Raw genomic sequence first — 13,860 nt, 5'->3', positions numbered from 1 at the left:
TTAATCAAAGCCCCTCGATTTTTGTTGAAAGTACAGAGTAAGCTTAAATTGCTACAAAGACGCTTGAAACGGAAAACTAAAGGCTCTAGCAATTGGTTAAAACTTCAGGAGAAGATAGCAAGATTACACGAAAAAGTGTCTAATACTCGTAGAGATTGGCACTTTAAACTAGCTCATTACCTTTGTGATCTTGCTGATAATATCTTTGTCGAAGATATTAACTTCGTTTCCTGGTCTAGAGGGATCGTTAGAAAACAATCTCTGGATTCAGGCATCGGTAGTTTTATTAATGAGATACTACCGTTTGTTATTTGGAAACGGGGAAAATATTATCTTAAGGTTGATAAAAACGGAACTTCGCAAGAGTGTCCTAATTGTGGCGCGATTACCGGCAAAAAAGCGTTATCAGAAAGAGTTCACCGGTGTGATTCTTGCGGCCACATTGAACCGAGAGACACGGCATCAGCAAAGGTAATCGAGAACCGGGGAAAAAACGCGGTCGGACTGACCGTGTTAGAAAACGCTCGCGGAGGCGATTTGACGGGGATCGACCGGTTAAACCAAGTCGATCTAGTTAAAAGCCTAAGAACCGAGAATCCCCCGCTACACCGCGCGAGCGGTTAGCGGGGGAGAGTCAAAATGGGAAAAAATAACTCATCCATCAATCTTATGAGTCAAGGATCACGGCAAGAAATAAAAACCCAAGCAATAATCCTCGCTACCTTTGTGGCGATTTTTTGGCTGTTAGAGATTTTAGATCAATTTGTTTTTCGGGGCAGTTTAGACAATTTCGGGATTATTCCCCATCAAGTCATCGGATTGCGGGGTATTCTCTTTGCACCTTTCCTACACGGTAACTTTCCCCATCTTATTGCTAATACGGTTCCTTTCCTGATTCTCGGTTGGTTGGTGATGTTACAGGAAACCAGCGACTTTTTTATTGTGACTGGGTTGACTATGCTGGTGGGGGGGTTAGGAGTCTGGTTATTTGCTGCTCCGGGATCCATCCATATCGGGGCAAGTATCTTGATTTTTGGCTATTTAGGTTTTTTATTACTGCGGGGCTATTTCCAAAGAAATATTCCTTCTATACTCTTGTCAATTCTAGTCTTTTTACTCTACGGTGGCACAATTTGGGGCGTTTTGCCTTCCCGTCCGGGGATTTCTTGGCAAGGACATTTATTTGGTTTCCTAGGCGGGGTTTTAGCCGCCAAATTAATCGCCACCGAAAAGAAACATTATTCCTAAATGGGGGAACCTTCTATCTCGCTACATACTTCGTAAAAATCGGTGACAGGAGGTTTCGCAAACAGAGGAGCCATGGATTTCAGCAATAATTCGTGGGCTTCGCTTTTATTTGCCTCCATATCATCGATTTTATCCCAGATGATCACGGCAATTCCTTCATCGGTTCCGGGTTTTTGCAACAGAAAAGCTCCCTGGAATCCCGTGGAATAGGTGGAAACGGCTTTTTCGTAGAGTTTTTGGGCTTCGGAAAAACACCCCGGTTTAAATTCACCAATAGCCACATAGGCATATTTATGTTTGAGAAAATCGAGAAATTCTGGCATGGCAATGAGGGGAAATGGAATAAATCTTTCTTTCTACTCCTATTAAAACTTAGATCGATCGCCCCCTCCGCCCCATCGACATATTTTTTTAACTAAGCTTCCCCAATTGTCTCTTTTTTTGTTAGCTTATATGTAGTCGTTATGAGTTTGTATAAGTTCTATGATCAAAATTGTTGGTATTAATGGCAGTTTACGCCCAGGATCCTATAGTGCGATGGCGTTAGAAGTTGCTATCAGTCGAGTACAGGCGTTAGGAGTAGAAACGGAGATAATTGACCTGAGAAAACTCTCTTTACCCTTCTGTAACGGGGGAGATGACTATTCTGACTATCCCGATGTGGCCAAAATGCAGCAAACGGTTAAATCGGCAGCGGGATTAATTTTGGCGACACCGGAGTATCATGGCAGTGTCAGTGGTGTGATGAAGAATGCCCTAGATTTAATGAGTTTTGAGGAGTTATCGGGAAAGGTTGCTGGATTAATCAGTGTTTTAGGCGGCCAATCCAATAGTAACGCCCTAAATGACTTAAGAATCATTCTCCGTTGGGTTCATGCTTGGGTAATTCCCGAACAAATTAGCTTAGGACAAGCGTGGAAAGTCTTCAACGAAGACGGAAAAATCCTTGACGAGAAGCTTTCCCAACGTTTTGACGCTTTTGCGCGAAGTTTAGTCGATAATACCCGTAAACTCAACGGGATCTAGTAATATCGATGGTGATTTTACCGGTGAAATGGGGAATTGGGGCGGCAGGTTTCGATAATTGTACTCTTACCTGTCGCACTCGATCGAGTTTTAGGATATCCTCAGCGATGACTGTGGCCAATTTTTCCACTAGGGCAAATTTGCTGGTTTCAATCTGGTGTTTGACAATTTTGATCGCCTGTCGATAATCTAGGGTATCTTCAATCGCGTCACTTTTGCCAGCAATGCTGATGTCAACTTCTAGGGATAAATCCACCTCAAACCATTGACCTAAAACCTGTTCTTCGGCCAGATATCCTGTGTAACCGTAGGCCCGAATTCCTGTAACGTGAATAGTATCCATAGATAGTTAAATTAAAAAACTGGCAGCGTTGGTCACAAAGATGAAGTGTAACCTAATTTGGTATCGACGACCCACTCCCCAAAATGAAAACTTCCTACCCGACCATTAGGATAACTGCTAAGTACCTAGGCAAAATTATTTACACATGACGATCATTGCCCCGTAAGGGTTTTAGCTCGATCGGGCAGGTAATTAATTTTGCATGACTACTTATAAATTATAGTTTAGACGGCTCTTACCTGTTCGGTGTAATCTTTGGAGCGTAGTTGACGGAAACCTTGAAAAGCCAGTTGTCTCAAGTTCAGAGGTAAATAGGAAAGCAGTAAACCCAGTCTAGCCCGTCGGGATTTTCCTGACAATTGCGAGGCTTTTTCTATTAAAACTCGCCCGGCTTCGTTTTCTCCCTTTTCAATTAATTTTATTCCCAAAGATTCCTGTAAAAAAGCCGTTTTTTTTACTCTTTCTTCTTCTAATTTTACATCATTAAAGTGATAACTTTCTGTACAAAACAGTTTTGCTTGCAAAAAGTGAACCGCTTGTTTTAAGCTAGTTTGACCGCCATGGAAACGATATTCCATTAATAATTCTGGCAGAAAATAAGCTTGTTTTCCCGCTAAAGCTAAACGCACTAATAAATCAAAATCTTCACAACCATCCGCTTGAGAGCGCATATAATCCACATCGACTAAAGATTGATAACGAAAAAGAGTCGAACCCACCTGTAAACTTTGATAGGAAAAAGTTTGTCTTTGTAAATCAGGAATAATCCCTTGTTGTAATCTGTCTTTGCCCCATTTCGATGAATTTTCTTGGGTGGCAGCTGTAACTTTTTGTCCAAATTTATCAATAATCCAGTGATCAGTACAGACAAAATCAACGTTTTTTTCTTGCTCTAAAATAGGTACAGTTTTCGCTAAAAATTCAGGAGTTAGTCCATCATCATCATCGAATTTAATAAAATATTCTCCCCGAGCAGCCGTAAAACCTGATCCCATATTTAAACTTCTACCAAGATTTTGGGGATGACGCAGATAAATTATTCTCGAATCCTGAAATGCTGCCACCACTTCTGGGGTATGATCAGAAGAACCATCATCACAAACAATTAACTCAAAATCTTCATAAGTCTGCCGCAAGACAGTATTAATCGAATAGGTGAGATAATCGGCGCGGTTATAGGTGGGAATACAAATAGTTACTTTCGGCATAATATTTTCAGTTATCAGTAATCAGTTATCAGTTATCAGTGGAGAGTGTTATAGCAGTTATCTTCATGGTGAGATAGGAAGTTTTCCTTTTGGGGAGTCGGTCGTCAATACCAAATTAGGTTATACTTCATCTTTACGAGAAACTCTATAAGTAAAAAGCAATCTCCTGTCTCCTGTGTCCTGTCTCGGAGTCTCCTCAAGCATTTTTACATTTTTGCAAAGGAATGTTAAGTTTTAGGGTATTGAATGAGTAACCTTGATAGCCATGGCTCCTAAAATAGCAGGGATTATCTGTACCCACAACCGCGATCACTACCTAGCAGCAGCGATCGATAGTCTTTTAGCGCAAACCTGCCCAGATTGTGAGATTTTAGTGGTTGATAACGCATCTACCGATAAAACCCGTCAAGTGGCCCAGTCACGTCTGGGAGATGGGCGGCTAAAATACGTTTACGAACCTATTTTAGGGCTATCTACCGCCAGAAATCGCGGGGCGAAGGAAACTAGAGCGCCGATTTTAGCCTATTTGGATGACGATGCGATCGCTAGTCGTCAATGGTTGCAAATTCTGTTAAATGCCTACGAAAATAACGAAAAACTGGCAGTAGCGGGGGGAAAAGTCACCTTAATTTGGCCGCAAGGCTACAGTCAACCCAATTGGTTATCCGATCAGTTAGCAGCGGGTTTAGGGGCTTTCGATTTGGGCGACAATGTGGTATATATCAGCCAAGCGAATTTAACTCCGCGAGGGGTTAATTACTCAATTCGGCGAGATTTCTTGGAGAAGATTGGCGGTTTTGACCCTAATTTGGGAAGAATTGGCAAAAAACTTCTATCTAACGAGGAATTATACACTACAGAACTGGCACTGGCCCAGGGATGGCAAGTGGGCTATTTTCCCGCAGCACTGGTGGAACACAATGTTGCCCCAGAAAGAATCAATCGTCAATGGTTTATGCGTCGCAGTTGGTGGCAAGGCATCAGCGAACACTACCGGGAAGAAGTGGCAGGAAGAACGGGATTGGCTCAATTTAGGCGAGGAGGTGAGCGTTTGGTGAGAGGATTGGTTAAATCTGTCAAATTTATCAATGATCCTGCTAAAAGCTTTGATAATCTTCTCTATGCCTATGGACAAATCGGTTATTTAAGCGAAGCCGCCAAGGCGATGTTAAACCCTCAAAAGTAAATTTTTGTAAATAAATGAGTAAAAAAGCGTTAATTTGTGGTATATCGGGGCAGGATGGAGCCTACCTAGCCGAATTACTGTTAAAAGCAGGCTATACAGTTTGTGGCACCTCCCGGGATGCCCAAATGTCATCTTTTAGTAACCTGAAACGTTTGGGAATCAAGGAACAGGTAAAACTAGAATCGATGGCACTGAACGACTTTCGCAGTGTCCTACAGGTCTTAATTAAAATTCAGCCGGATGAGGTCTATAATTTGGCTGGACAAAGTTCTGTGGGTTTATCTTTTGAGCAGCCAGTGGAAACCTTAGAAAGTATTGCCACGGGAACCTTAAATCTCTTAGAAGCAATTCGATTTACTGGAGCAAAAATTAAATTATATAATGCCGGATCGAGTGAATGTTTCGGGGATATCGGCGATAATTCTGCCGACGAAAATACCCCTTTTCGTCCTCGCAGTCCCTACGCTGTGGCTAAATCGGCGGCTTTTTGGGAAGTGGCTAATTATCGAGAAGCCTACGGAATTTTTGCCTGTTCAGGCATACTTTTCAATCATGAATCTCCCCTGCGTCCCGAGCGCTTTGTCACCCAAAAAATTATCGCTGCCGTGGCTAGAATTGCCCAGGGAAGTCCTGAAACTTTGCAACTAGGAAATATGGATATTCAAAGGGATTGGGGTTGGGCGCCGGAGTACGTTGAAGCGATGTATTTAATGCTGCAACAGGAGCAACCCGATGATTACGTCATTGCCACGGGAGAAAGTTCAAAACTAGAGGATTTTGTCGCCACAGCTTTTGCTACTGTGGGCTTAAATTGGCCAGATCATGTAATTTCCGATCGAAGTTTATTAAGACCAACAGATTTAGCCATTAGTCGTGGCAATCCCAACAAAGCTAAGGAAAAATTAGGTTGGCAAGCACAATACAAAATGACCGATATTGTCCGCATGATGGTAGAAAATCGTTTAGAAAAATAGCTATGAATATCTTAATGATTAGTTCCACCTTTCCCTATCCACCTAGCAAAGGAGGAACTCAGGGCAGAACTTTTAATTTACTCAAGCATCTCAGCAAAAATCATGATATTACTCTCATCGTTCAGCGTACTGCTGATGTCGGAGATGAGGAGGTAGAAAAGTTAGGTAACTTTGTTAGTAAATTGGTAGTTTTTCCCCGTCCTCAAGATGCCAAAACTGGAATAATTGCTAAACTGCAAAGATTAGCTCAATTCCTGGGAACGGGAACCCCTCCCAATGTACTTTTTGGCTATTCTCAAGAGATGCAGAACTGGATAGATAGGGCAGTTAAGAGTCAAAAATTCTCAGTAATTACCAGCGAACATAGTGTTAATGAAATTTATATTCGTCCCCAATGGCAACAGCAAATTAGGACAGTAATTGATGTGCATAGTTCCCTCTATCAAACCTGCAAAAGTCAATTAGAAATTGGGGTTTCTAGTCAAGAATTACGGGATCGTCTCTACCTTCCTCTCCTGCGTCGCTACGAACAAAAAACTGTGCAGAAATTCTCAAAAATTGTCGTCACCACCGATGAGGATCAAAAACAAATGGAAGAATTTGCCCCCAATGGAGAGATTTATTTAATTCCTAATGCAGTAGATTTAGATTTGTTTCCCTATCGTTCCCAGGATGCTGCGGGACATAATTTAGTGTTTATCGGTGGTTTAGATTATTGGGTTAATATCGATGCGGCCTGTTTTTTAGCTAGAGAAATTTTACCTCGTATTCAACTTACTTACCCCGATACTACTTTAACTCTAGTCGGTGCTAATCCATCCCTAGAAGTGCAAGAATTAACTAAGTTAAAAGGAGTGATTGTGACGGGACGAGTACCATCAATGACCACCTATCTTCATCAGGCAACTGTGGCAGTTATTCCCCTAAGAACGGGTTTTGGAATGAAGTTCAAAACCCTAGAATCCATGGCGGCGGGGGTGCCAGTGGTGGCCAGCGATCGAGGTTTAGAAGGATTAACAGTGGCAGGAAATAATGTTCCTATAGTAGCCTTAAGAGCTAATAGTATTGAGGAATATTGTACGGCGATTAGTAGTCTTTTTGAATCGGCAGAGTTGCGAGAAAAATTATCTAGAAATGCTCGCAAGTTAATCGAAGATAAATATACTTGGCAACAAGCAGCAGGTAAGTATGAACAAGTTTTAATTGCTGACATTTGTTAGGAAATTTCTCTAGTTTTTTGTCAATTAATATGCTATCAAATCAAATACCTGTAAAAATATCTGTTGTTGTTCCTCTGTATAACGAAGAAGAAAATATCGATGCTCTCTTTCGGCGACTTTTAGCAGTTTTAGAGGCACTAAATACCAGTTATGAGATTGTTTGCGTTAATGATGGGAGTCGTGACAATACTCTCAAAAATCTCGTGGAATATCATCAACGTTATCCACAAATTAAAGTAGTTAATTTATCCCGTAATTTTGGTAAAGATATCGCCATGTCAGCAGGAATTGATTATAGTCAAGGGATGGCAGTCATTCCTATTGATGCTGATTTACAAGATCCCCCCGAATTAATTGCCGAGATGATCGAAAAATGGCAGCAGGGTTATGATGTGGTTTATGCGTCCCGTCGGGTTAGAATTGGCGAAAGTTGGTTGAAACGTTTTACAGCAGAAGGTTTCTATCAAGTCATTAATAAATTAAGTCGCGTTCCTATTCCCCCTAATACGGGAGATTTTCGCTTGATTGATCGCCGAGTGGTAGAATCAATTAAAAAAATGCCCGAACGTCAAAGATTTATGAAAGGAATATTTGCTTGGGTGGGATATAAACAGACATCAATTTTATTCGATCGAGAACCCCGGTATCAAGGACAAACTAAATGGAATTACTGGAAATTATGGAATTTTGCCCTTGATGGTATTACCTCCTTTAGTTTTTTACCTCTGAAAGTCTGGACCTATGTAGGATTTATCATTGCATTTATTAGTCTTGTTTATGCTAGTTTTTTAATTCTCAGGACTATTATTTTAGGAATCGATGTACCTGGATACGCTTCTCTGATGGTTGCTGTCCTATTTTTAGGAGGAATTCAATTACTGACTCTTGGTATTATTGGCGAATATATTGGCAGGGTTTATGAGGAAGTCAAGGGTAGGCCACTTTATCTTGTTCGAGATTGTTATGGTTTTGAAAATAGGGAACAAGTTACTGATAAAATAACTTAAAATTAAGATATGACATGAGGAGAGTTAAATTTATGAATACCGAAGTTTTTCAGCAATTTTTTGCCTATTGTGTCGGTAGTTGGCAAACGGAAAGAACCTATCATTATCTAGCTGCTCAAGAAGTGGAACGTTCCCGTACTGAATTCCTCATTCAACCCCTCACCAGAGAGATTAAACAGAAAGTTCTGACAGATAATAACTATCCTGATATTGCGGATTTAGAAAGTATCCCCGGGTTTAATTTAGGTTTCTATACCATCTCGGAAAAAGGGGAAGAAGTGCGACAAAATCTTAATCTTTTATTTGTGGTTAAAGCAGAAAATAACGGTTATTTAGAAGGGGATTATCTTCGTGATCGCGCCTACGAAGAAGCAAGACCAATTATCTCCGCTTTTCGCTTTGATTCCACTACCAGAGAGTTATTAATGACCACCAATTATACTCGCAGTGTTTCCGTGGATTCAATTACTTTAATCAATCCAGACCTGCGAATTCGCAAAATTATTAACTATCAACGTCCCAAGGAGGGGGAACCCTTGGAAAAAGTTCTCTTGGTCGGTTTTGGAGTTGAGTGTAAAGTCAGTTAAAAAAATATTTCTTTCCCCCCCCTTGATTCTCCAGTCAGGGGGAGATTTTATAATAGGGTAACGATAGGATTAAGGAGCAAAAATAATGCTCAAAATCGGTCAACTTTCCCTAGAAAGTGGTGTTTCAATTAAAACGATTCGTTATTACGAGGAATTAGGACTAATTCAGTCCCCTGAGAGGACAGAGGGACAATTTCGCCTATTTACTCCCGATACTGTCCATCGCTTGCTGTTTGTCAAAAGATTACAATCTTTGGGTTTAAGTCTGCAAGAGATCCGCGAATGTTTAGTAATTCATGACCATGGTGAGTTACCCTGTGGAGATATTCAAGAAAAATTAATTAAACATATTGCTGAGATCGATCAACAAGTGGAACAATTGCTTTTATTGCGTCAACAATTAACCGAAACCCTGCAAGGATGGACGGATACACCAGTAAAAGACGATCAATTTATTTGCCCTAATCTCAAGGTTTAACTATCATGAAAAAGTTAATTTTATTGGTAACTGTAGCAATGATTTCTACTCCTGTCATTGCTCAACATTTACATCTTGATTCACCTCAAACTCAGACTTTACAAGCAATTCCTGATAATATACCAGCTTGGATGTATAACAAGCAACGTAATCATATTTATCCCCAAAGAGGGGTTTATAACAATGCCATTTATAATGTCAGAGATTTAGCTTTAGACTTGAATGCGATCGCTGTTGGTCATGCCTTTGCCTACGAAGATATCGTAACAGGAAAAGCGAAAGATTTAGAAACTAAGACATACCAAAAAATTAATTGGGTTTTAAAAAATCCGCCTAAATTTATGCCCGATGAGGGTAATATTTCCCCAACTTTTGGCAGAAAATACGGTGTTTTAGAACAGGTTTTCGAGTGGGCGCATATTTTCCATGCTCAAACCGTTGATGTTTTAGCCAGCAGCAAATTAACCAACAAGGAAAAAGAGGCGGAAATTGAAAAATTATATCAATTTTACTTGACAAAAGTTCCCTATGCGATTACGGGATTACCCATGAATATGGGTTATCTGGATTCCCAGCCTTATTCTAAAGCCTTTCGCCAGAAATATCCGAAAGTTAATGGCTTATTTTGGGGCTACCATTGGTTACAAGGAACAATGTATGACTTGCTCTATGAGAAGACGCTAGAAGAACAAAAACAAGCTTATAAACAGGTAGGAAAACAATACCATAGTCAGGAATTGTATCGCACCGATCGAGCTTTTATGCCGATGTTTGCCGAACTTAGTCCCAAGTTTGCCCGACGTTTTCCCGCAATATCTAACACCTTTGATAACCTGCATATGTTGCACGATATGGTTAATGATATTCTGGCATCAGCTTGGCTAACTCCCCAACAAAAAGACGAACAAATTACCCGCGCTATTTGGTTAGTAATGGCCGCTAATCATCAAGGAATGGCAGCAGGAAAAAATTATGGTGGTGAAGGACTACATGATCATCGTTTTGAGTCAGGAATTCCGGGTATGGGATTAATGCCAACAGATATTTCTCACGAAGGTCATAATCACGATAATCCTGATAATTCTGAGAAAAAACCTGATAATTCTCAGGGACATGAGGAAGAAGATCACCAACACCATAACCACGAAAATTACTCTCCAGAAAAACCTCCTAATACGGAGAAAAAACCTGATGACAGCAATGATCAAGAGGAACTGAAAAAATGAGAAGATTTTTATTAATTGCTGTGGGTTTAGTTGCCAGTTTTACTAATCCAGTTTTTGCCAACGATCATAACAATCTTGATTCCGGTCGTCCCCTTTCTTTTGATGATGCTGAAAGTCTTGGTTTTGGGGAACAATCGATAGAATTTGGAGGAAGTCTAGTCTTTCCTGAAAATAGTAATCTTGGGGGTGAGTTTGATATTGAATACCTCAACGGTATTATTCGCAATGGTCACATTATTATCGGCATCGATCCGCAAGTGGGAGGACGAGTTAATAGTGATGATACGGATTTTGATGTGGGAAATTTATCTGTAGGTTTTTTCTATAATTTCAATCGAGAATACGATAATGTTCCCGCTTTTGCCATTCGTACCGATTTAGGATTACCGACGGGAAATAATGCTAGGGGATTAGATTTTCGTCTGCGGGGAATTGCTAGTAAAACTGTTGGTCAATTCGATCGCGTGCATCTTAATCTCGATTTAAACATAAAAACTGACCCCGATAACGGCGATCGAGCTTTTTCCCCGGCAGCAATTCTCGGTTATTCGCGACCGATTGGTTATCCGAAACGTTTTGATCGCACTTTTTTAGCAGAATTGGGCGTAATTACCGGCGATAATAGTAATGGTGGCGTTTTAATTCGCACTGGTATGGGAATTCGTCAGCAAATTAATCGCCAAGGTGTGATCGATTGGGGTATCGAGGGAGATATTGCCACTAATGGCAATGATCAAAGTCAATTAAAGCTAAAAATCGGTTATTCTTTCGGATTTTAGGATTTTTCCCTAGCCTGCTCTTAAAAGCTAAAATAGATGAAGTAAGCTAAACGGCTTTTACTTCGGATCACCGATATAGACTCCAAAAGGGTTATAGCTATTGGATCATGCAGGTTAAGTGCCGTTTAGCTTATAACTTAAATTTTGGTTTGACTGGGAGTACGAGGGGGTTTGGACGTCCACATCTTCTCATCCCTGAAAACAACAGGGATATCTGATCAGTTGTCCGCAGGTAGCGACTCCCTATTCTCAGCTTCGTACCTCATCATTAGGATAACTGCTAGAGAAAAAAGGCTGTAAATCTGTTGTCATTCCCTTTTAAGTCGCAAAAAAGCTCTTTAACCGTTGTCGCAGCCAAGAGACGGGATTTTTCAGGTCTTCCGAGTCTAAAAGCCCCATTTCTCCCAATTTCTGCTGACATTCGCGCAATTCCTCTTGACGTTGGGTGAGTGCCTGAGTGAATTCCTCCGCTAGAGCCGGATAAGTAGTGATAAGATGCTGAAACCCCTGACGATCGAGCAAAAATAACAAGGTTTCCCCCACTGCTTGCATAGTGGTGGGATAGGGAACCTCTAATATTAACGGTAATTCCCCAAAATATTGACCTTTATTAAAAGTAAAAATTTTACGACTGATTTTATCGTTTTCATAAAAAGCATCCACTTGTCCCTGCAAAACAATACAGAAATAATTAGCTCTTTCTCCCTGTCTAATTAAAATATCCCCGTCCTGGAGATGTTTACGACAACCCATTTCAATTAATACACGCAATTGCAGATCGTTAAAATGTTTAAAGTAACTCACCTCCAATAACATTTCTTTTAACGATAGCGGTTTTGAAGGTTTAACTATCTCCTGATCCTGTTCCTTAACTGCCTCAAAACTGTCGGTATTATGCAACCATAACTCTCGCTGGGGAAAAGGAATCGTTATGCCCCGATGACGCAGATTATGCTCGATAATGAAGTGTAGGGAACTTCTCAGAAAAACGGCCTGTTCGACTTTTTCCACCCATACCCACAACTCAAAATTTAAAGCACTATCACCAAAACCGTTAAAAATCACCTTGGGAAGCGGATTAAAGGCAATTTCTCCCGACATATAGGCTGATTGCAGCAGAATTTCCGTTACTATCAAAGGATCCGTACCGTAGGCAACTCCCACCGGTACAATGACTCGAATGCGCGAGTCGGTATAATGCCAATTCTGGACGCGATTGCTAGTTAGGATTGTGTTAGGAACGATTAACTCTGCACCATCAACAGTGCGAATGGTGGTGGAACGAATCGATATTTCCCGGATATAACCCTTTGTTTGCTCAAATTCGATAAAATCGCCCACTTTTAACTTGCGTTCCACCAACAAAGTTAAACCACTGGTGAGATTTTTGGTTAACTCCTGCAAACCGAAACCGATACCCACCCCCAAACCACCGGCTAAAACAGCGATCGAAGCGAGATTGAATCCAGTCAATTGTAGGGCGATAATATAACCAAAAGCCCCAAAAGCAAAACTAGCCAGAGTTGCGATCGCTTCTCGATTACCCTCATCAAAACCGATACTTTTCAGCAGACGATTTTTTAGTAAACTTTTAAAAGCGATCGTCAGACAGGTGACAAGAATAAACAGTACAAGAGTACCAATAATCCAACCGAGAGTGATGGACACACCCCCAGCGCGCCAAAGGGGAGTGTAAAAAAAGGGCGTTAACCAAGCTGAGGGAGAGAAAGTCATCGCTAAAGTTTAGATTTGATAGGGATTACCCAAGCGATCCACAAAAACATTGTAATCTAAGGGTAAACGCCCCGGATTAAGCCGTGGTTCCGCCGCGTAACCGATGGGAACGACAACAGCGATCGCCAGATGGGGATGATCGGCAGCACCAATGACAGCTTTTACCTTGTCCTCGATCCAACCGTTGAGAAAACAACTAGATAAACCGAGACTTTCGGCAGCCAAAACCAGATGAGTAGCGGCGATCATGGCATCTTTAATCGCGTATTCCCGGGTTTTTTCGCCCAAATCCCTGTGAAATCCCGGGATTGCCTGTTGAAAATATTTTACCGTGCCTTCGTTCCAGGCACCTGTACTGAGAGCCTGTTCATAGATGGGGGTTAGATCTCCTCCTCCTGCGGCAGCATCGGCAGCGAAAACAAAAGTAACCGGCGCTTGGATAATTTGCTTTTGTCCCCAAGCGGCCTCGGCTAAAGCGGCCTTTTGTGCCTCATCTTGTACTAAAATAATTCGCCAATCTTGGATGTTGAAACTACTAGGTGCGGCAACGGTTAATTCTACTAGGGTTTTCAGCAGTTCTGGGGCGATCGGATCGGTGGTAAAATTTTTAATAGAACGACGTTGATTGATCGCCGTGGGAACATCGAGAGGCAAGGTCATAAAGTCAATGGATTGAGTTACATATTCCTAATTATTATAGGGTCAAGCTATCAGCCTCAGACTTCGGTGTGACAAAACAGAAATGGGGTGCATCTCACATTTGCAGAAATACCGACAATCAGCAATTATCAGTGACTTAAATGATGACAAATGTATCAGCAGCTGTCTGTAAGCATCCCACCGA

16 protein-coding genes are annotated in these 13,860 nt (G+C 41.2%); 11 read left to right on the top strand and 5 right to left on the bottom strand.

Annotated elements, in window-relative coordinates; all coding sequences use genetic code 11:
* Both EWV66_RS01510 and EWV66_RS01505 read left to right on the top strand, forming a co-directional pair.
* Positions 1-624: RNA-guided endonuclease InsQ/TnpB family protein (locus EWV66_RS01510; RefSeq protein ID WP_287108625.1), on the top strand; the 624-nt coding region annotated here is incomplete at its 5' end.
* 15 nt (positions 625-639) lie between these two features.
* A complete protein-coding gene (locus tag EWV66_RS01505; RefSeq protein WP_036401120.1) occupies positions 640-1,248 on the top strand; it encodes a rhomboid family intramembrane serine protease in 609 nt (202 codons plus the stop codon).
* On the opposite strand, the gene EWV66_RS01500 is transcribed toward EWV66_RS01505, so the two are convergent.
* Positions 1,245-1,571 (bottom strand): antibiotic biosynthesis monooxygenase family protein, encoded by a 327-nt coding sequence (locus EWV66_RS01500; protein ID WP_002759792.1) that lies wholly within the window; start codon positions 1,569-1,571, stop codon positions 1,245-1,247. The two genes, EWV66_RS01505 and EWV66_RS01500, sit on opposite strands and share 4 nt — an antisense overlap.
* 160 nt (positions 1,572-1,731) lie before the next feature.
* Here EWV66_RS01500 and EWV66_RS01495 point away from each other — a divergent pair, with 160 nt between their 5' ends.
* Positions 1,732-2,274 carry an NADPH-dependent FMN reductase gene (locus EWV66_RS01495; RefSeq protein ID WP_002759793.1) on the top strand — a complete coding sequence of 181 codons (543 nt, stop codon included), beginning with the start codon at positions 1,732-1,734 and terminating at the stop codon, positions 2,272-2,274.
* Here EWV66_RS01495 and folB read toward each other — a convergent pair.
* Together folB and EWV66_RS01485 are read right to left on the bottom strand one after the other, a co-directional pair.
* The gene (gene folB / locus EWV66_RS01490; protein ID WP_002770608.1) at positions 2,261-2,617 is read right to left on the bottom strand and encodes a dihydroneopterin aldolase; all 357 of its coding nucleotides are present in this window, start codon (positions 2,615-2,617) and stop codon (positions 2,261-2,263) included. The genes EWV66_RS01495 and folB overlap by 14 nt on opposite strands.
* 224 nt (positions 2,618-2,841) lie before the next feature.
* Positions 2,842-3,825, bottom strand: coding sequence for a glycosyltransferase family 2 protein (locus tag EWV66_RS01485; RefSeq protein WP_287108622.1), 984 nt, complete (start codon positions 3,823-3,825; stop codon positions 2,842-2,844).
* Positions 3,826-4,090: 265 nt separating this feature from the next.
* On the opposite strand from EWV66_RS01485, the gene EWV66_RS01480 reads away from it, so the two are divergent.
* The 8 genes from EWV66_RS01480 (at position 4,091) to EWV66_RS01445 (ending at position 11,282) form a co-directional block, all read left to right on the top strand.
* On the top strand, positions 4,091-5,011 hold the full coding sequence (locus EWV66_RS01480; protein WP_052275481.1) for a glycosyltransferase family 2 protein: 921 nt from the start codon (positions 4,091-4,093) through the stop codon (positions 5,009-5,011).
* Positions 5,012-5,025: 14 nt separating this feature from the next.
* A complete protein-coding gene (locus EWV66_RS01475) occupies positions 5,026-5,985 on the top strand; it encodes a GDP-mannose 4,6-dehydratase (protein ID WP_002770602.1) in 960 nt (319 codons plus the stop codon).
* 2 nt (positions 5,986-5,987) lie between these two features.
* Positions 5,988-7,205: a glycosyltransferase family 4 protein gene (locus tag EWV66_RS01470; protein ID WP_287108620.1), complete on the top strand. Its 1,218-nt coding sequence runs from the start codon at positions 5,988-5,990 to the stop codon at positions 7,203-7,205.
* A 29-nt stretch (positions 7,206-7,234) separates the two neighbouring features.
* Positions 7,235-8,212 carry a glycosyltransferase family 2 protein gene (locus EWV66_RS01465; protein WP_002788256.1) on the top strand — a complete coding sequence of 326 codons (978 nt, stop codon included), beginning with the start codon at positions 7,235-7,237 and terminating at the stop codon, positions 8,210-8,212.
* Positions 8,213-8,244: 32 nt separating this feature from the next.
* Positions 8,245-8,799 carry a phycobiliprotein lyase gene (locus tag EWV66_RS01460; protein ID WP_052275483.1) on the top strand — a complete coding sequence of 185 codons (555 nt, stop codon included), beginning with the start codon at positions 8,245-8,247 and terminating at the stop codon, positions 8,797-8,799.
* Positions 8,800-8,884: 85 nt separating this feature from the next.
* Complete coding sequence (locus tag EWV66_RS01455) at positions 8,885-9,277, top strand: MerR family transcriptional regulator (RefSeq protein ID WP_052275484.1); 393 nt, start codon at positions 8,885-8,887, stop codon at positions 9,275-9,277.
* Positions 9,278-9,282: 5 nt separating this feature from the next.
* Positions 9,283-10,503, top strand: coding sequence for a hypothetical protein (locus EWV66_RS01450; RefSeq protein WP_052275485.1), 1,221 nt, complete (start codon positions 9,283-9,285; stop codon positions 10,501-10,503).
* A complete protein-coding gene (locus tag EWV66_RS01445) occupies positions 10,500-11,282 on the top strand; it encodes a hypothetical protein (protein ID WP_052275486.1) in 783 nt (260 codons plus the stop codon). Before EWV66_RS01450 ends, EWV66_RS01445 begins: the two co-directional genes overlap by 4 nt.
* Before the next feature lie 318 nt (positions 11,283-11,600).
* Here the strand turns inward: EWV66_RS01445 and EWV66_RS01440 are convergent, their stop codons facing one another.
* Positions 11,601-13,016: a mechanosensitive ion channel domain-containing protein gene (locus EWV66_RS01440; RefSeq protein ID WP_072924413.1), complete on the bottom strand. Its 1,416-nt coding sequence runs from the start codon at positions 13,014-13,016 to the stop codon at positions 11,601-11,603.
* 9 nt (positions 13,017-13,025) lie between these two features.
* Entirely contained in the window at positions 13,026-13,676 is a 651-nt protein-coding gene (locus tag EWV66_RS01435; RefSeq protein WP_190719405.1) for a nitroreductase family protein, read from the bottom strand.
* Positions 13,677-13,860 lie beyond the last annotated feature (184 nt).

The organism is Microcystis sp. M_OC_Ca_00000000_C217Col, from assembly GCF_007095585.1.
Lineage (GTDB): Bacteria > Cyanobacteriota > Cyanobacteriia > Cyanobacteriales > Microcystaceae > Microcystis > Microcystis panniformis.
This window is presented reverse-complemented; position numbering and strand designations above follow the sequence as displayed.